Raw genomic sequence first — 19,862 nt, 5'->3', positions numbered from 1 at the left:
AAAGGAGGGGCTTGAATGAGAGTACAAGGTGATCGTAATTTTATGAATCCAGTAGAAATTGTAATGCCAGTTCGTACCGCACTCGGCGATTCTGAGTGGACACGTATTATGTCCGAGGTTCACTTATATGAGCGTTATGAAGGAGACTTAAACGTATGGTCTGATTATAAAAAACCAGACAATCTCGACTACGAACCTACGAAAATACAACTTGATTATCCTCAAAAAATCGTAAACATGATTGCAGCGTGGCAATTTGAAAAAGAACCAAAAGTCACGGTTCCTCCTGATGTGATAGACGATCCAGCTCTTATGATTCAATCAGGATATGAACCTAGTGAGGAGCAACAAGCAGAAAACAGTAGAGCGAAGGCGAAGGAACGGTTATTAACATGGGTTTGGGATGATAACCGAATGCATGAGAAGTTATTAGCAGCAGCAAAGGACCGCGCCATTTCCAAAACCGGTGTGTATGCTCGTATTCACTATGATAAACGTCGCGGTGAATTCAAGATTATTTGGCATCCATCAACAGAAGTTATCGCAAAGTATAGCGACTGGGATATAGATCAGCTGGAAGAGATTCATTTTATTGCGTGGCTTGATGAAGAACAAACGAAAATGTGGAAGTTATCGTATTATTTAGTTTGGCGTGAAGAAGCGGATCAGTACGACTGTGAAATTGAAGAGGCAGTATACAACGGTGACTTAGAAAAACAAGAGGATAGGGTTGAACGCTCATCAATGGGCATCGATTTTATTCCTGTTGTACCGGTGCCGACTGAAAAACTAAGTAAGCGTACTACAGGTTATAGTGAATTGGAGAAAACGATTGAGTTGTCTAATGAAATTGACAAAAAGATGTCCGATTACTCGGATGCGTTACGTTTTGAGATGTTTGCTATTACTTTGTTAACGAATGTAGATGAAGATCCTAAGAATCCACTTCAAGTTGCACCAGGTGCGAAATGGGATTTAGGTGACGGAGCTGAAGATGCAGGTGAGCCTAGTGCTAAAAAGTTGGAAAGTGGATTCCGATTTAAAGAAACCATTGAAGCTTATCTGGATCGATTGCAGAAACGCCTACACGAAAAAGCAGAGGTACCGATGGTGAACACTGCTGACATGAATACGGGCGGTATAAATGACATGGCGGTACAGCTTTTATTCAGTAATATCATTTCAAAAACACAACGCTCATGGGTGATATGGCAGTCCCGTCTACAAACCTTAAATGAGTATATTTTACGTTATATGAAAGCTAGGAAGGATGACCCCAAATTCAAATACGATAAAGAAATGTTAGCAAAAGTAGATAACTATTATGCTAGTAAGATTATTTTCGGTTTACCGTTACCGCAAGATCAAAAAGCACTTATCGAACAGTTAGGCGATGAAATTTCAAACGAAATCGAATCAATTAAAGGTGCGATTACGAGAAGTGGTAAAGAAAATGCGGAACAAAAGTTCATGGAGATTATGCAAGAGCGGATGTTGAAAAGACAGTCTCAGGATCCGTATAACGAAAAGTAATACTTGCCTTACGAAATGGCGCTATAAACTTTCGGAAATTATAGCCGACAGGCTCAAAATGGAGGATTTGCAAATGGAATATGTAAAACAAGCTACAGCATTAAAATTTTTTGTAGGACAAGTACAAAAAACACCTAAGTTCCCACTTCGATTAGACCTACAGTTTTTCTCCGATGGTGGCGGTTCTGGGGATGATCCAGACAAAAAGCCTGGGGGTACTGACGATCCGTCAAAAACTTTTACGCAAGAAGAACTAGATGAAATTGTTAAGAAGCGCTTAGAACGTGAACGTAGTAAATCCGCTGAGAAATATGGTGATTACGATAATGTGAAAGCGAAATTAGCAGAATACGAAAAAGCTGAAGAAGAGCGTAAAAAGCAAGAAATGACGGAAATTGAACGTTTGCAGGCTGAAAAAGAAGAAGCTAACAAAAAGGCACTAGAAGCTTCCGAAGCAGCGCAAAAAGCACAAGAAAAAGCAAATACACGTATTCTAAATACGGAAATTAAGAGTATTGCACGTGCTTTAGATGCAAATGATCCAGGTGACGTATTGGCGCTTTTAGATAAGTCGACCATTCAACTTGATGAGAATGGAAATTATCAAGGAGTTGAAGAGGCTGTTAATGCGCTAAAGGAAAGCAAACCTTGGATGTTCAAGAAAGTTGTGGGAGCTGATGCAGCTGGTGGCGCGAATCCAGGAACAAATCCGAGAGCGAATGAAATTCTTGCTTTAGAAAAAGATCTGGAAGAAGCGAAAACAAAAGCGTTAAAAGATTCAAAGTATGCGGGCGAGGTAACTCGTATTTATAACAAGTTGTTAGAAGCAAAATCGAAGAAATAACGGATCGTTGGTTAAAAGTCAGCGATTTTTTAATTTAAAAAATTTGAGGGGGCTACAAATATGCCAGTACCAACTACGTACGAATTTCAACAACAAGTAAGACAAATGCAAGCGAATGTGGATTTAATTCTTACGAAAGCACCTGTTCTTTTCGGATTAATTGGTGTAGGAGACACTTTAACACAAACTAAATTCGAATGGCAGAACGACTATTTAAACTCTGATACAGGTATTGTAAAAACTGCCGCAGCTGTTGGGGATACGGACCTAGTTTTAGAAAAAGGCGAGGCTCGTAAATTCACTGAAAATGCTCTGGTACAAAACGGCTTAGAAGTGCTACGTGTAGTAAGTGTTGATGAAAATGCCGATAAAATCACTGTACAACGTGGTTACGATAGTACGAAAGCGGAGGCAATTACAGCTGGTGGTGAATTAAAAGTCATCGCAAGACCGAGACCAGAAGGTGAAGATGCTTTCCGTAAGAATGAGATTAATGACCGTTTGGTGTCACATAACTTCTCACAAATCTTTTCAAGATACGCATCTGTTTCACGTACACAACAACAAGTGAACACATACGGCGTATCAAACGAATTAGATTATCAAGTAAACCTGCGTTTACAAGAGATGATTCGTGAAGCAAACACTTCTCTAATTTATGGTCGTAGAAATGTTGGCTCTCCAACACAACCGCGTACTACAGGTGGTTTATTTGCATTTGCGGGTATTGAAGGTTCTCATAAGCAAGACTTTAAAGGGAACGAAATTGCGGCAAAACCTTTAAATGACGCTGTAGAACAAGTATTTACTCGAGGCGGTTCAGCAAATACGATTCTATGTGGACCGAATATCGCACGACAAATCACAAAACTTGGTGGCGATACAATTCGTACTACGCGTCAAGATACTGCGGCAGGTTACCAAATCTTATCGTTTGTATCGGATTTACCAGGTGGAGCAATTTCTAGTGTGGTAGTCGATTTAAATATGCCTAAAGATCGTGCATTACTTCTTGATACGGAGAAAGTTAAGGCGCGCTACTTAACTCCAATTTATGATCAAGATGCTACACCAAATGGCGCTGACTACTTCTCTCGTGTCATTCGTGGGGAATTTGGATTTGAAGTTAAGAATGCGAAAGAGTCTATCGCTGTTCTTGAAAATATCTCTAAAACAATGGCTTAAAAGGTAGCGTCTATGCTACCTTTTTTTCATTTTGAAAGGAGTGTTATAAATGTCTATTTCTGAAAATCAAGCACAACGGTTAAATAAATCGATGCCGATTGCGAAAGACACATCGCTTGGCACTATTATTAAAGGTCTTGAAGAAAAAATAGCTCTAATACCCAAAAAGGTTGATAAACAACCTGATAGTACAGCGACTGACGTAGCGGGTGTAGTGAAAGACTTAAACGCCCTTATCGCAAAGTTAAAAGCTGCAGGAATCATGACGCCTTAACAAAATACAGTGACGGAGGTGACGCCAAATGAAGGTGTCGGAAAGGCTGGAGAGTCGGTTAGCAAAAGTTCCAAAAGTAACTCCGGAAGACATCGGAAATTGGCTAGCTGAAGCCGAAACTGAGTCAGAATTAACCGAAGAGTTAAACGCAAATGCTGTTTTTTATCTTGCCCTGTCATTTGCTTATGAATCGATTGCTGCAGACGCAGCGCGCTATTTTTCTTATACAGATGGTGAAGAATCGGTTGATAAATCAATGATCTTTGCAAACTATAAGAAGTTATCAGCGGACGCGCTTAAAAAGTACAGGAAGTATCGACGGGGAAAAGGTACTCACCAAACATTTGCTAAACGGGCAGATGGGAGATGATTACATGAGCGATTCTCAACAAGAGATGGATGCAGCGCTCGATACCATTTCCGAAGAATTTAAAGAGGAGCACGAAAAACAAGTTTCTGACACTGTTAAGGCCATTATCCTAATACGTTTGTTTTTAGTTGATTTATTGAATGACTATCAAAAGGATGGAATTGTGAAGCGTAGTAGGTTAAATGCGTTATTACGAGACCTTACTTTATACGAAAAAGAATTTCGTAAACAAGCAGAGCGGTCATTCCATACATTGATTGAAAACACGTCGAAATGGACCACATCAAAATTATCAGAAGCAGGTTTGGACGTGAAATCTATAACTGCAGTAAATAAGCAAATTATTCAAGGGGTTATAAAAAGACCTGGTGAAGATGGCTTAGTTCTGTCTGATCGTGTATGGAATTTATCTGGAGATATGAGAGATCGATTAAGTAGTGTCATTCGTCCATCTGTATTAAAGGGTGAGAGCATTACAATGATTTCTCAAAAGATAAAAGAAGTACACGACAATGAGAGATGGAAGGTTGAGCGTGTAGCAATTTCTGAGAGTACTAACACGTACCGAGCAGCTACTATACAGAATGGGTTAGAAAGTGAAATTGTGGCAGGTTATCAAATTATTGATAATGGTCACCGTCACAGATATCATTCAAAGCACATGTGTTACAAGCTAGCCAGACGCGATGCGTATGGTTTAGGAGCTGGGAAGTATCCGAAAAATATTCCGGAAAGCCTTATGAATCAATTAATAAGCCCACATCCACAATGTTCTTCACGGTTGAACTATTTGATAAGCGAGGAGGTGTAGCAATTGCTTACTGAGGATGATATTAATGAAATTCGTGAAAATCGTGAAATGATTGAGCAGGGACGTAGAGAACCGGTAATTTTATACATTAAAGGGGTTTCTGAAAAGGATCCAATTACAGGAGAAGAAGTCCAAGGTGACCCCCGAAAAGAAGCTGTTCAATTAGTTTGGAAGAAATTCACGTCAGTGGAAAAGACGAAGTTCGCTGATCTCGATGTTAAAAAAGGAGAGGCGCTTGTTACATTTCCTCTTAATCTGGACTTAGAGAACATTGAAAAAATTGAACGTAAAGGTGTTTTTTACGTTATCGAACTTATCGATGAAAGAGGGCTTGGTGGCGTAAACCGTCGTGAGGTCATTGTAAAGAGGGTGATTTGATGAGAATCAGAGTTGTTGTTAAAGGAAAATCAAATGTGTTAAAAGCACATAACCCCAATAGTTACAAAAAACCAATTGAACAAATGGTAGAAAAACATACACGTCTACAGGCTAATCAAGCATCTAATCGTGCTCCGATATTACACGGTCCTTTATCTGAAAGTATTCCTGCAAGTGTAAAGATGATAGTCGGTGCAAGAATTATTGGTACGTATGGATCTCCTCTTATTTACGCGGCGGTACAAGAATTTACGCACAAAACCAAAAAAGGTTTTATGCGTAAAACAGCATTTGAAGGTGAGCAACCATTTGTTGAGGATATAAACAAAACTGTTCAACGTGTAGCGAAGGGGCATTAATTATGTTGAATGATGTAATGTACTCATTAAAAAAGTTGCTGGATGTTTTTGCACCTACTACATGGATATACGATGGTGTTTCTGTATCAGGAAAAGACAAACCCTTTATTACCATTGAGGATTTGTCAGGAACAATTAGCAGGTTTTCAAAGGAGAATTTCTCGCGTAATCACCTGATTCAAGTTGGTGTGTATGCAGATAAAGTTTTTGATAGGAATGATTTGCAAGATAGAATAATTAACCGATTCGAAAAGGGTTCAATTGACTTGTACGATACAAGTAAAAAGAATCCAGAACGAATCGGTTTTTTTAATGCAAAAGTAAAGGATTTTGAACCACTGTCTCAAAAAGACGTTGAGATTTTAACAGCGAAACATTTGAGTTTTATTACTATAACAATCAGAAATTAGAGGGGGACTAAAAATGGCAGAAGTGAAAAAAAGTAATGCACCTGAGTTTAAAGGTGCCGAAACGCTTTACTTGATTGACATTCCGCAACCTGATGGGAAGACTACAAAAACAGTTCGATTTTTTAACCAAACGTCAGGTTCACGATCAATTGAGGCTGGAGAAATCGAGTTGAAAACAAAAGATAAGAGTGGATCTGATTACGGTGACGTAACACAATCAGCTAGCATTGAAGGGATTTGTACTGAAGGTGACGAGGGACTTGATTATGTAGAAGAAGCAATTCTTAATAAAGTTTTAGTAAGAATTCATGAAGTTAACCTACGTAGTGCAACCGCTTCTGAGTTTAAAGTTAAATCAGGAACATACATGTTGAATAGTTTGGAACTTTCTCATGAAAATGAGGAGTACTCAAAGTATTCTATTGGCTTAAAATTAAATGGTAAAATTTCTAAAGGGACGCTTAATAAAGTACCTGAAGGTGCGCCTTCTGGTGACGTAGCTACACCAGGAGCGTAATAGTAAGTCTATTTATTAATAATTAAGTATGTTTATGGGGGTAGGGATTTTTGGATATTTCTAAAATCGAAAAAATTGCAATCGCATCTTCAATTCTTTCAACATTCGGAGAGGATGCATTGGCTCCTCACGTTGATTTAAATCGTTTATCAGAATTATGTGAGGAATCGACTCGAAATTCAACAGCGAGACAATGTGGTGAAGCGACAGTTAGTGTTTTAAATAAGATTATTGATAGCTTGTCAGAGGAGGGCGAACAATGAAACTAAACAAACAAGAGCAAGCGGTTATTATAGGCAATACAATTTTATTGCTTGGTGGGCATGAGGAAGTAGCTAAGCAAGTTGACCCTCAGAAGTTGGCAAAAGTAAGCGAAATTCACAATGAGTTATACGATAATACAACGCCGCGTGAGCGAAGAGAAGCAATGATTAGTTTGCTTAATAAGACAATGGATGAATTCCTGGAAAATAAATAATTGAGATTTGAATAAGCGTTCATATAAACGCTTTTTTATTTTGAACAAAAAATTGGAGGTAATTATTATGGCTGAAAAATCATATACACGTTTCGTAATTAATGGTAAAGAACAAGAACTGAAATTCTGTTTACAGGCACTGAGGTTATTAGATGAAAACGGTGGGCCGATGCAATTCGTTTCCCAAACCATGCAGGGCGGAATTACTAATTTCACGGATGTGGTTTATTACGCACTGATTCATACAAATGAGGGAATCACGTATGAAGCTGTACAGAAAGAGATTGAAAATATGTTTAATGCTGAAAAACTAGACCTTGATGAAATTCTAAAGTACAACAAAGCAGTTGTGCTAAATAGTTTTTTCTTCCAGAAGACAGTGAAGAAACTTCTAGGGACAATGACAGTGGAGCAACAGAAATCGTTCGAGAACCTGTACGCATAAATATTGATGAATTGCAAGGTGAGTGTTTTCGTTTTTTTAATATGACCACCTTGCAATCTTGGCGTATTAGTCTCAAGGAGTATCACCTTATGTTGAACGGATATAAGGAACAACTACTTGATAAGTACGAGTTTGCAAGTGTACAAGCTTTGTTTAATCGAAATGCTCAAAGTGACAAAATCAAGTCATTAGCGGATATATATACCCGTCCAGAAAGTGTTCGTGATATTGAAAAACAAGCAAATGAACGGAAAGAAGTAGTTGAAAAAATTCAAAGAAACGAATCGTTCTTTGATCAAATAGAATCAATGATTAGAAGTCAAATACAAGAAGAGGAAGGGTAGGTGAGGTGAATGAGCCAGAACAAGGTAGAAACTCAGGTGATTGCAGACATATCTAATTTAATAAGTAACCTTGGAAGAGCTACACAAGCATGGAATACATTTTTTCAGCAGATTAGTAGACCACCTCCTATCCCACCAGCACCGCAACCGCCGTCACCTCCACCATTACCGCCAGCGCCACCAGCACCACCGCCTCCTGATTATTCAGGGTGGCGTGCTAGATTTCAAGAAGTAGGTAATCAAGCAATTGAAATGGGCCGACGTGTACAGCAAACAGGACAAACAATGCAAAATGCTTTTGGTCCTGCAGCTGCAGCGTCGGCTTTTGCTTTAGGAAGTATGATTCAAAAGTCACGAGAATTTGAATCACAAACTCGTAAAGCAGCAGTTTTAACTGCAGGTGACTACGGTCAAGTAAAGAAAGCGATTCTTGATATGGCAAAAGATTCTGTGTATTCAACAGGGCAGGTAGCAGCGGCTTTTGCTGAAATGGGTGCGAAAGGTTTCGATTCGGCTCAAGCAACGTCCGCATTACCTGGTGTGTTGAGTGCAGCGGCTGCATCAGGTGAAGACCTGGGAATGGTTGCTGATACGATTACGTCAGCTTTAAACTCATTTGGTATGGAGGCAAGTCAAAGTACACATGTTGCTGATGTTCTTGCAACAGCCGCAAACGCTACAGCTGCGGGGGTAGGAGATATGCAATACGCTTTTAAATATGCGGCGGGTCCCGCAGCTCAATTAGGCATATCGATGGAAGAACTAGCGGCTTCTGTTGGTATTATGTCAAATAGCGGTATTAAAGGGGAGACAGCTGGTACAGCATTGCGTGCATCTTTACTACGTTTAGTTAAACCGCCAAAAGCAGCGGCGAATGAGTTAAAACGACTTGGCGTATCTATTACGGATCAACAAGGTAATATGAAACCATTGTCTCAAATTATTGGTGAGTTGAAATCAGGAATGGAAGGTATGACAAGTGCACAAAAAGGTGCGGCGCTAGCAACAATATTTGGTACAGAAGCTGTATCAGGTATGATGGCACTTGTAGCAGCGGGGCCTGAAAAGATTGATGCTTTAACACAATCCTTAGTGAACTCGGACGGTGCTTCTAAAAAAGCTGCGGACTCCATGCTTGAAGGATGGGCCGGAGCACTCACGAAAATGGAATCCTCTCTTGATGCTGCAGCACGTGCATTTACTGATGCATTAGCTCCTGCATTAATGGCCGTAGCTGGAGTCGTTGAAACCTTGGCAAACGCGTTTATGAAATTACCAGCTCCTGTGCAGACGGTGATTGCTTCCGTAGTAGCATTTACTACGGCTTTTTTAGTTATAGCAACGGTAGCGGGTATTGTTATTAACGCAATCGGTGGTGCAATTATCACCCTCGGTCAACTTATGATATGGATGTCAGGAACATCAAAAGCAGCGGTAATGCTTCGGGCTACTTTATCAGCATTAAGAGCCGGATTTGCATTATTGTTAGGACCGGTTGGTGCGATTATTGCAATTCTAAGCTTAGTGGGGGTAGCGCTAGTCCAATTATACAAACATAACGAGACTTTCCGAAATGCTGTGAATAATGCGTGGGAATCAATAAAAAATGGGACAGTAGCAGCTGTTGAGGCTATGAAAGCCGCTTTTGATTCTTTAGGTTCTTATCTGGGGACAATACCGGAAAAATTTTCAGCAATGGGTACAGCAATCAGCGCAGCATTAGAGACAGGGTTAATTAAAGCAGGTCAGGTGTTTTCTGGTTTTGCAACAGCTGTAGAGATTTCGTTAACTGTAATAAAATCAAAATTTAGTGAATTTGGTCAGGGGATAAGTGGTGCGTTTAGTTCAGCAATATCAGGACTTAGTTCAGCATTTGCTGGAATTGGATCAGCTCTTTCTCCAGTAATTGATTTTATTAAAATGTCTTTCTCCTCAATAGGAAATACGATAGCCACTTTAACACCATTAATTGTACGTTTAGGTTTATCGTTTTTAGGTGTTTCAGGCCCCGTAGGATGGGTAATCGCTATTGTAGCTTCTTTAGGTGCTACGATATTTAAATTGATAAATACAAATGATCAAGTGAAGTCTGCTTTTATGTCGGCTTGGCAGTCTATACAATCGATTTTTAGTTCTGTGATGTCAGCAATTTTGCCGGTTGTTCAGTCAATAGCTCAGGGGATTACACAAGCATTTGCACCACTTGCTCCTGAATTTGCGAAAACGGGACAAGTTATAGCAGAAAGCTTCGCTACACTTGGACCTGCTCTTTCTGAACTAGGCGCGGCCTTTGGTGAGTTAGGTTCTACAATAGCTAGTTTGTTTAGTGAAGTAGTACAAGCTGTAGTACCGATAGCACTCGACTTATTCCGTTTGTTTGGGGAAACAATCCAAGCTGTAGTACCTTTAGCGTCTGATTTATTTAAACTTTTTGGTCAAGTAATACAAGAAGTAATGCCTATGATTACTGAATTAATTCAGATGTTTGCAAATACGACAATAGAAATTATGCCAGTGATAACGGAGGCTATACAACAAGTAGCTCAAATTTTTACTGAGCTAGCAACTACAGTTTTACCGATATTCGCTCAAGCTTTTCAAACGGCATTCCCTATCATATTACAAGTAATCCAGGCGGCGTTTAGCATAGCAGGAATGCTGATTCAAGGGTTTGGAGAAGTCTTATCAATCATAGCGACGTCGGTGATTCCGATTATTCTCCAGGCGGTACAAGCGGTCTTCCCAGTAATAGCTGGGATTATAGCTGCTGCGATTTCCGTTGCGATTCCTATTATTCAATTATTAGGCCAGGTAATCTCTATCATAGCGACTACAGTTATTCCTTTAATTTTGCAAATAGTCCAGGCGGTTTTCCCGGTAATAGTTTCTATAATTCAAGCGGCGATTCCTGTAGCAACTGCGATACTTGAAGGTCTGGCAACAATAATAAAAGGCGTAGTGATCCCGGCCATTCAATTTATTCTGTCGATTGTCCAGGCGGTTTTTCCCGCTATTATGGGCATAATAACCTCTGTTATTGGGATAATCACCAACATAATAAAGCTTTTCACTTCAGTTTTAAAAGGAGATTGGAGCGGGGCGTGGAACGCGGTGAAAGGCATTACGTCGAGTGTAATGTCATTAATCGGAAATATCATCCAAGGGGCAATAAATTTAATTTCTGCGGTCGTGACTGGTGGGCTAAATTTAGTGAAATCTATTTTTTCTAGTGTTCTATCAGCGATAGGTTCTCTAGTAAGCTCAATTTTCTCGGGGATAGGCTCGGTTATTTCATCTGTTATGAATGCAGCAGGTAGCATCATTTCCTCAATTTGGAATGCGGCTAAGTCAGCGACATCTAACATCCTAAATTCTATCTATAACACAGTGACTCAAATTTTTGGCAATGTAAAGTCATTCCTAAGCGGAATCGATTTAGGAAGCATAGGAAAAAATATGATGCAGGGGCTTTTAAACGGTATAAGCTCTATGGCAGGGGCTATTTGGGACAAAATTACGGACATTGGAAATGGAATTAAAGATAAAATTTCAGGACTTTTATCGATTCACTCACCGAGTCGTTGGTTCAGAGATTTCATTGGTGTCAATATGATGAAAGGGTGGATTAATGGTATTGATGCCATGAAAGGTGCTGTACAAAGAACAACCGAACAAATGACTGAATGGATGAAACCGGAAGCTTTACAAGTAGAGACTGTATACGGAATGCCTAGAGGACTGGGTGCATACCAGACAGCTAGACCACAAGCAAGCTCAGGAAGTACGGATGCCGGAACTGCTTCGAATTCTACTGCTAGTGAAAGACAACCTGCGTATATTAATATACAGCTTGGTAGACAAGAGTTTAATAGGTTCGTTGATGATATTACTGGAGAGCAAGAGGCTGTAAAAAAACGGAAAGACGTATTTTAAAGGAGGGCGGTATATTGTTAGTTTTTAATGAAATTAATTTAGAAGAATACTTTGAGAAAAAATACGAAAAAGGATTTTTTATGGTTAACGATATAAGAGGTCGCGGAATTTTAAGTGACGAAATTAATGAGTTAACGGTACCTCACCGCCCAGGTTCATATTTTTTAAGTAAAAGGACTTCCAAGAGAGTATTAGAAGTAGATTTCTCTCTTAAGGGAGTCTCTCTTTTTGAACTAAGGAAACGGATAGATGAATTGAATGGTTTATTAGATACAGAAGAACCTGTAAAAATTACCTTCACAGACGAACCGGATATTGTGTATTACGGGATTAAGGAATCTGTAGAGGAGACTTTAGAAAAATCTAATATTCATCAAGCAACTATTACACTAATATGTCCAATGCCGTATAAGTTAGGGAATGAGAAAACGGTTGACTTTGAAAATGACGGTCGAGGGTTAATAGCCAACATTCAAAATAAAGGCAGTGCGGAGTCAGAACCTATCATCGAAATTGAAGTTGAAAACCCTTCTACATTTTTAGATGTTCGGAATAAGAGCGTATATCTTCCAAACAAAGAAGATTATTTTCGGATTGGTTACCCGTTACAAGTAAACCAACTTCCAGTAGAGTGGAAACAACGTGTAATGTGGGATGAAATGTCTACTACAGTAGGATGGACAAGTGTATCACAGTTTGAAAACACTAAAGGTGGAGGTACATTCAAATCTAATGGACATCAATTTTATGTAGAAGATTATGGTGATCAGAATTACAAAGGGAATCATGGAGCGATTGCTAAAAAAAGTATTCCTAGCGGACCATTACAAGATTTTATAATGGATGCTTATGTAAGGTTCAACTGCAGTAGTTATGTACAAATGGGACAAGTAGAAGTGGCCCTACTGGATGAGACTAGTAAACCTGTAGTTCGATTGTCGCTAAACGATGTATATTGGGAGGCTGAAGAAACTTTTGGTGTTGCTAAGATTGCCTATCCAGGGCATCCAGCTGAACAAATGATGATTCATACGCGCGGTATGTATCCTTGGACGTGGAATAATTTTTACGGAAAGTTATGTGTTTACCGTATTGGGAATGAATGGGAGTTTTATATTGCGAAATTTGCGTACGGTACTGAGATTGATGATGCTGGAGCAAAAGCTCGTTGGGTAGACAAAGATGGGATTTTGATGAATAAAATTGCACAGGTACAAATTTCTATCTGTCAATGGTGGAATAATAATCCGGCTGTACTTATGACAGTTGATGATATTAAGATTTGGAAAGTTAACCAAAATACAAGTAATAATCCTCCATATATTGTTGGAAAAGGAGATAAAGTACAAATCGATACAGCTAAAAGTCTAGTTAGTATTAATGGTTCAAGTGCAATTAATCTGAAGGAATTATTCAGTGATTATCCTAAAATTACTAAGGGCCAGAATAAACTTGAAATTATGCCAGCAAATATCGGAACAGCAAAAGTTAAATATAGGGAGCGATTTCGATGAGAACACCAAGCGGATTACTTCATGTTGTTGATTTCAAAACAGATCAAATTCTATCCGCTATTCAACCAAAAGACTACTGGGAAGATAAGCGTCATTGGGAAATCAAGAATAACATTGATATGCTAGAGTTCAAAATTTTTGACGGTACTCCACATGCAATTACATTACAACAGCAGAACTTGGTTTTAAAGGAAGTACGTGATGGTCGAATTGTTCCGTATGTTATTAATAATGAAGTAGAAAAAGATTCAAAGGATAGATCATTAACTGTACACTCTTCCGGTGCCTGGGTTCAAATCGCCAAAGATGGGATTATTAAACCTCAACGTATAGAGAGCGAAACAGTTAATACGTTTATTGATATCGCTCTTGCCGATTCAAAATGGCAACGTGGAATAACGGATTATTCTTCGTTCCACACGATGACTATCGATGAATTCATCGATCCCCTTACTTTTTTAAAGAAAATTGCAGCTTTGTTTGAATTGGAAATCCAATATCGAGTTGAAGTATCTGGTTCTCAAATTACTGGATGGTACGTCGATATGATAAATAAACGAGGGAGAGAAACAGGGAAGGAAGTAACCCTGGGAAAAGACTTAGTAGGCGTTAGACGCATTGAGCATTCCAGGGATATTTGTACCGCCTTAGTCGGATTTGTACGAGGTGAAGGTGATGAAATTATTACGGTTGAGAGCATCAATAACGGACTTGTTTATATTACAAATAACGATGCCTTTCAACGCTGGAATGCACATGGTAAACATAAATTTGGTTTCTACACTCCAGAAACAGAAGATCAAAATATGACACCGCAGCGATTAATGACTTTGATGAAGACGGAATTAAAAAAGCGTGTCAATTCTTCCGTTTCGTATGAAGTAGAGGCACAATCAATCGGTCGCATTTTCGGACTAGCACATGAACTCATTAACGAGGGCGATACAATCCGAATCAAAGATACAGGCTTCACACCTAAGTTATACCTTGAAGCAAGGGCAATCGCTGGTGATGAATCATATACGGATCCTTCGCAAGATAAATATGTATTTGGAGACTATCGAGAGATTATAGATTCGAACGAGGAATTACGAAAATTATATAACAAAATGCGTGCTTGGTTAGAGGGGAAGGCTAACAAAGAACTGTTAGAACAACTAGAAAAGTTGGCCGAAGAAGCAAAGAAAGAATCAGGAAAAGCTGTAAAGGAATCGCAAGAGGCTAAAGATATATCAGAGCAACTAAAAAAAAATATTGAAAATAATATGGTTAATATTATAGAAGGTAAAGAACCACCAACTACTGATCTTAAGCCAAACAAAACGCTATGGCGTGATATTAGTAATGGAAAGCCTGGTATTTTAAAAATATGGACAGGTACAGCTTGGGAATCGGTTGTTCCGGATACAGGACCATTACAAAAAGATATAAAGAATGCACAAACAGAAATTGATACTTTAAAAGAGACAATTGAAGATATACCTGATAAGACTTGGTTAAATCAGCAACTTGAAGGAAAGGCCAACAAAGAGGGTGTTTATACAAAAGATTGGGTAAACGAAAACCTTATTGGAAAGCAAGTGTACGAAACAAACCGTAAAGGTGATATAAAAGTATTAAATGAAACAAAAACGACTGCTGAACGCACAGCTGAAGAAATTAAAAATAAAGCAGAGAAAACGGAGATAACGACTCTAAACGATAATCTTAAACTAGTAAGCCAAACTGCTAATACTGCTAAACAGACAGCCGAATCTAACACTAACACCATTACAGAATTAAAAACTACTGTAAATAATATTTCTGTAGGTTCAATCAATTTAGCTAGCGGTTCAGAAACAGGGTTAAATAAACAGAACATGACTGGAACCTGGTCAGACAGTAAACAAATGACTTTATCGGATAAGGTCAACTATAGAAATAAAATTTTTACTATCTCATTTTTGTTTACTGGTAAAATGACAAAATTTAATACAAATGCTTGGTTTGGTGTAGAAACAGCGATAACGTATGCAGATGGAGAGCAAGAATGGAAATCTGTACGCGCAGACTCGCAATTAAAGATTAATGTGGATTATAAAGACGAGCCACTATCAGTTACATTCAGAACAAAAGACAAAGACGTAACTCAAATTAAAGTCTACTATTCTGGGCGCAATATTGATGGGAGTTTAAACTCATATCACGCTAAATTTGAAGAAGGTAACATACGAACTACATGGCAACTTTCTAACGATGAAGTTACTTCTAAAGCAGATTTTACCCAAACAACTAATGAAATTCAGCAAACAGTAAATACGAACTCTAAAACAATCTCGAAAGTACAACAAGATCAAGGTACAATGCAAACAACTCTAAATGAAGTGAAGCAGACCACAAATTCGAATTCTCTTAGTATTAAAACACTAACAGAAACGCAAACAGATCAAGGAAAGCTCATTCAAGAAAACAAGAATGAAATTACACAAACAAAAGACTCATTAAGTTCAAAAATTTCGGAAAAGCAAATGAAAGCTTATGTAGGGGCACTTGGCAGTATAAATCAATTCTTCAACACAGAGTTTAAGAAAAAAACAGTTGATGCTAATGGCAATATAACAAATGAGGTTGCTAGTACCGATAAATGGACAGTAGCAGGAGTTGTATCAGGTGCTACAGTAACACCAGTAACAGACAGACGCCATGACGGTTATAACTCGGTCAGAATTGCAAATGCGGGGGTTGCAGCAAATAGCTGGACTGGTATTGCTCAAAGTATTGGAGCCTCACAAAATAGCGGTGACTATGTATTGTCTGCATGGGTTTATGTAGTAGATAAAAACTTATTAGACCAAGGAGCGTGCGTTAAGCTTCAATTCTTTAATGGTTCAACCGCATTAGGTTATGAGCAAACTGAAATAAAAGAGTTATTAGTTAATGGCTCCTGGATACTAGTTAGTGTAACCATTAAAGCTCCTGACGTTCCTGTAACTCGTTTGCAAGGAGATATATGGGTACGCCGTAATGGCACAATGTGGGTATCTCAACCGCAGCTACAGCAAGGAAAAGAACCATCTGTATACATGCCAAATCCAAAAGACATTACCAACTATAAAGAATTGGTTGACTTAGTGGCAGATAAGGTTGCGAAAAGTGATTTTGATACAGTAACTACCAACATGCAGACAGAAATTAAGCAGAATACCGAGGAAATAGGTTTTCGTGCTAAAGCGACTGAAGTGTATTCAAAGACGGATGCGGACAAAAAATTTGCTTATGTTTTAGAAATGGAAGCGGCTTTTAGTTTAACAAATCAAAATATTAATTCTAGGGTTAAAAAAGGCGATGTTATATCCCAGATTAATCAATCAGCTGAGGAAATTCTAATTCAGGGGTCCAGAATTAATCTTATAGGATATGTAACAGCTGAGCATATCAAAGGGAAAGTTTTAGAAGGAGTAACACTTAAAACGAGTGGAAACAGATTTGTTGAAATAAATAAGCAAGACATGAAGATTTTCGATGCAGATAAGCCACGTGGCTATATAGGATTTATGGAAACAAATGATGGAAGTATTCAACCTTCACTCGTCCTTGGTTCTGACAATATTAAATACAGGGGTACAGGATCGTTTTATATTTATCAAGTCATGCCGCGAATTAATGGAGTTGATCAACCTTCTAAAGCATATGCAAAATTTGGGATTTCTAAAGGAGAAAATGCAGAAGGAACTAATATTTGGTCAAACTATATTCAAATGCATAATGACGGTGGACATCTGAGCGTATATTCAGATGGACAATTTCGTTTTCAAAACTTGAATAATATTATTTTTGAATCTGAAGGATGGGCTCCAGGATATGGTTACTTCTCTGTAACTACAACTGAGCCGCATATTTTTACAAATAACTCGGGGCAGTTTACTTTCAAAAGAAAAGGCAGTGACTATAAAATACATTTCGTAAACGGCGCCACCGATCATGATTTAATCATGGGTAATGCAATGATAAGGTCAAGTTTTGTACAAGGTTATAACAATGGCTTGCAGATTAAAGATATGATGGGTCAAGGATGGAAAGATATAGAATTAAGAACACTACGAGCGCAAGAAAATATAAATGCTAATGGCCAAATGTGGGCGAAAGCATTTAATCCTACATCAGCTAGAAATATGAAAGAAAATATAAAAGATATTTCTTTTTCAGCTCTTGATAAAATCATGAGTTTAGCTATCAAACAGTATAACTTCAAGGACGATATGTATGATCTGTATCAAATGCGTGTGAACAAGCCGGAAGAACAAACAGAACCATATACAACAAAAGAAATTGAAACATATTTTGGCATGATTGCAGACGATACGGATGCTATATTTACAGATAAAGAGAAACGAGCCATTAATCTATATAATACGGTCTCTATTTTCATTGCGGCTTTTCAACAACAGTATCGTGAATTTATCCAGCTAAAAGAACAGGTTAAAAAGAATACCGAAGAGTTAAATGTAGTTAAAGAAGAAAATAAACAACTAAAAGAGCAAGTCACTACATTAACAAGTCAAGTTGCGATACTTACAAGTAATGTGGCCATATTAACAGCTTTAGTTCAAAAGTTAAATAATGAAAAACCAGAGCAGTGATAAGCTGGTCTTTTTTTATTGTCTAAAAAAGGGGTGGTCGAAGTGGAGGGGTTACAAGATGTACGAAGTGATGTTCAAGAAATCAAGCAAGATATTAAGGACATTCGCTTAGAGATTAAAAGTTTAGAAATGCGGACAACAGGTAACGAGAAAGACATTATCAATATCAACAAACAGCTAGATAAAATCAGCGCCAATACTACCTGGATTCTGCGACTTATAGTTGGTGGAATTGTTGGTGGTATTCTCACTTTCTTAATGAAAGGAGGTGGTATGTAATGTTTGAAATTACTGTAATGATTGGAATTGTAGTTGGTCTTTCACAGATTGGAAAAACAATTGGATTACAAACAAAATATGTTCCGTTACTAAATTTAACGCTTGGCATTGTGCTAGGCGTTTTATTTTTGGGCGAAGATATTAAAACAAATATATTTCAAGGAATCATTATCGGACTGTCAGCAAGTGGATTATTTGACCACACAAAAATTATGAAAAAGGATGTTGATGCTAAATGAAAAAGACCATGAAACATATTACTTCGTTCCTTATGATTCTAGTACTTGCTGGTTCTTTTGCTACAAGTGCTTTTGCTGATAGAACGCTTATTATTCCTGATTTACCGAAACAACCATACCGTTATGGTGTAGGTGCTTACGAGGGCGTTGTAGCACATTCTACAGCAACTCCAGAAGCTCCAGCTATTAATATTCAAAAATATGAGTCTCGTACATGGAGAAATGCATTTGTTCACTATGCAGTCGATTGGGACGAAACGATCCAAATTGCTGATATAAAATACATCGCTTATGGTGGCGGTCCTGCTGCTAATAAACGATTTGTACATGTAGAGTTATGCGAAACAGCGGACTATACAAAATTCAAACGCAGCTATGACAAATATGTTAAGCTACTAGCTAAAATCTTACGTGACCGTGGGTTATCTGTAGAAAAAGGATTATGGACACATAGTGATGTAACTCATTACCTTGGTGGTACAGATCATGAAGACCCAATTGATTACTTAAAGTCTCATGGCGTTTCAGAAGCTCAATTTAGAGCAGACGTACAACGAGCATACAATAATTCTAGCGTGGATGTTTCTGTCCCAGAAAAGCCATCTAAACCAGCGGAAGTACCCACAGCAGTAACAGACGGTATCGCCTATATTGAAGGTTACAACGTTAACTTACGTAAAGGACCAGGTACAAGCTATTCTAAAATTCGTCAACTAAACAAACCAGAATCTTATATTGTGTGGGCTGAAAAGGATGGTTGGCTAAATCTTGGTGGAGATCAGTGGATTAAAAACGATCCATCTTATGTGAAGTTTAATAAGAAAAGCACAGTAGATTCTACTATTGTTGGAAAGCGCGTTGTTTCAAAAGTTAACAATCTACGTTTCTATGACGCTCCATCTTGGCAAGATAAAGATGTTGCTGGTACTGTAAATTCGGGTGAAGGATTCATAATTGATGCGAAAGTAAGTGTAAATGGTTCACCACAATACAAGATGCACAATTCAAAAGGGAACACATACTATATAACAACAAATGAAGCCTATGTGTATGTGAAGTGATAGAAAAATAAAAGGGGTTCTTCTTGAGAGAAGAACCTAGTTTGTAGAACATTATAAGATATACTATCCCCGTAATGGTGTTCTATATCATATGTATGTAATGATGGGCAAAGATATGATGGCAATAAAAACAGAGTACTCTTAACCAGGGAGTGCTCTGTTTTAGTGGTTTCTCTTGAACCAATTTATTTATATACAGAAAATTGGTTTGCATGATTAAAAAGTCAGAAAAAAAGCATTTCATGATGGTGATGAAATGCTTTTTTCTG

Annotated in this window: 20 protein-coding genes; all 20 read left to right on the top strand. The window is 38.2% G+C overall.

Annotated elements, in window-relative coordinates:
* The first annotated feature begins 15 nt into the window (after positions 1-15).
* Complete coding sequence (locus tag ACUN13_RS16140; protein ID WP_445423877.1) at positions 16-1,533, top strand: phage portal protein; 1,518 nt, start codon at positions 16-18, stop codon at positions 1,531-1,533.
* A gap of 73 nt (positions 1,534-1,606) precedes the next feature.
* Positions 1,607-2,377, top strand: coding sequence for a phage scaffolding protein (locus ACUN13_RS16135; RefSeq protein WP_440039316.1), 771 nt, complete (start codon positions 1,607-1,609; stop codon positions 2,375-2,377).
* Between the two features lie 60 nt (positions 2,378-2,437).
* Positions 2,438-3,562: an SU10 major capsid protein gene (locus ACUN13_RS16130; protein ID WP_340933862.1), complete on the top strand. Its 1,125-nt coding sequence runs from the start codon at positions 2,438-2,440 to the stop codon at positions 3,560-3,562.
* Between the two features lie 49 nt (positions 3,563-3,611).
* Positions 3,612-3,836 (top strand): head fiber protein, encoded by a 225-nt coding sequence (locus ACUN13_RS16125; protein ID WP_440039314.1) that lies wholly within the window; start codon positions 3,612-3,614, stop codon positions 3,834-3,836.
* A gap of 28 nt (positions 3,837-3,864) precedes the next feature.
* Complete coding sequence (locus tag ACUN13_RS16120; protein WP_000868476.1) at positions 3,865-4,206, top strand: hypothetical protein; 342 nt, start codon at positions 3,865-3,867, stop codon at positions 4,204-4,206.
* Between the two features lie 4 nt (positions 4,207-4,210).
* Entirely contained in the window at positions 4,211-5,017 is an 807-nt protein-coding gene (locus ACUN13_RS16115; RefSeq protein ID WP_042597813.1) for a hypothetical protein, read from the top strand.
* A 3-nt stretch (positions 5,018-5,020) separates the two neighbouring features.
* Positions 5,021-5,395: a hypothetical protein gene (locus ACUN13_RS16110; RefSeq protein WP_325098390.1), complete on the top strand. Its 375-nt coding sequence runs from the start codon at positions 5,021-5,023 to the stop codon at positions 5,393-5,395.
* A complete protein-coding gene (locus tag ACUN13_RS16105) occupies positions 5,395-5,754 on the top strand; it encodes a hypothetical protein (protein ID WP_440039313.1) in 360 nt (119 codons plus the stop codon). The genes ACUN13_RS16110 and ACUN13_RS16105 overlap by 1 nt, the downstream gene beginning before the upstream one ends.
* Positions 5,755-5,756: 2 nt before the next feature.
* Complete coding sequence (locus tag ACUN13_RS16100) at positions 5,757-6,164, top strand: hypothetical protein (RefSeq protein ID WP_061684689.1); 408 nt, start codon at positions 5,757-5,759, stop codon at positions 6,162-6,164.
* 13 nt (positions 6,165-6,177) lie between these two features.
* The gene (locus ACUN13_RS16095; RefSeq protein ID WP_000852561.1) at positions 6,178-6,681 is read left to right on the top strand and encodes a phage major tail protein, TP901-1 family; all 504 of its coding nucleotides are present in this window, start codon (positions 6,178-6,180) and stop codon (positions 6,679-6,681) included.
* Positions 6,682-6,731: 50 nt separating this feature from the next.
* The gene (locus ACUN13_RS16090; RefSeq protein ID WP_000355285.1) at positions 6,732-6,944 is read left to right on the top strand and encodes a hypothetical protein; all 213 of its coding nucleotides are present in this window, start codon (positions 6,732-6,734) and stop codon (positions 6,942-6,944) included.
* A complete protein-coding gene (locus ACUN13_RS16085; protein WP_440039310.1) occupies positions 6,941-7,159 on the top strand; it encodes a hypothetical protein in 219 nt (72 codons plus the stop codon). The genes ACUN13_RS16090 and ACUN13_RS16085 overlap by 4 nt, the downstream gene beginning before the upstream one ends.
* A gap of 67 nt (positions 7,160-7,226) precedes the next feature.
* A complete protein-coding gene (locus ACUN13_RS16080; RefSeq protein WP_136983591.1) occupies positions 7,227-7,604 on the top strand; it encodes a tail assembly chaperone in 378 nt (125 codons plus the stop codon).
* A gap of 89 nt (positions 7,605-7,693) precedes the next feature.
* Positions 7,694-7,948 (top strand): hypothetical protein, encoded by a 255-nt coding sequence (locus ACUN13_RS16075; protein WP_000931847.1) that lies wholly within the window; start codon positions 7,694-7,696, stop codon positions 7,946-7,948.
* A gap of 36 nt (positions 7,949-7,984) precedes the next feature.
* The gene (locus tag ACUN13_RS16070) at positions 7,985-11,881 is read left to right on the top strand and encodes a phage tail tape measure protein (protein WP_440039373.1); all 3,897 of its coding nucleotides are present in this window, start codon (positions 7,985-7,987) and stop codon (positions 11,879-11,881) included.
* Between the two features lie 14 nt (positions 11,882-11,895).
* Complete coding sequence (locus ACUN13_RS16065) at positions 11,896-13,395, top strand: distal tail protein Dit (RefSeq protein ID WP_440039308.1); 1,500 nt, start codon at positions 11,896-11,898, stop codon at positions 13,393-13,395.
* Entirely contained in the window at positions 13,392-18,014 is a 4,623-nt protein-coding gene (locus ACUN13_RS16060) for a phage tail spike protein (protein ID WP_440039307.1), read from the top strand. The genes ACUN13_RS16065 and ACUN13_RS16060 overlap by 4 nt, the downstream gene beginning before the upstream one ends.
* A 42-nt stretch (positions 18,015-18,056) precedes the next feature.
* On the top strand, positions 18,057-18,293 hold the full coding sequence (locus ACUN13_RS16055) for a hemolysin XhlA family protein (protein WP_016081457.1): 237 nt from the start codon (positions 18,057-18,059) through the stop codon (positions 18,291-18,293).
* Entirely contained in the window at positions 18,293-18,532 is a 240-nt protein-coding gene (locus ACUN13_RS16050; protein WP_440039305.1) for a holin, read from the top strand. The genes ACUN13_RS16055 and ACUN13_RS16050 overlap by 1 nt, the downstream gene beginning before the upstream one ends.
* Positions 18,529-19,593: an N-acetylmuramoyl-L-alanine amidase gene (locus tag ACUN13_RS16045; RefSeq protein ID WP_440039304.1), complete on the top strand. Its 1,065-nt coding sequence runs from the start codon at positions 18,529-18,531 to the stop codon at positions 19,591-19,593. Before ACUN13_RS16050 ends, ACUN13_RS16045 begins: the two co-directional genes overlap by 4 nt.
* Positions 19,594-19,862: the final 269 nt, after the last annotated feature.

It is taken from the genome of Bacillus cereus group sp. Bce041, assembly GCF_052646455.1.
This window is presented reverse-complemented; position numbering and strand designations above follow the sequence as displayed.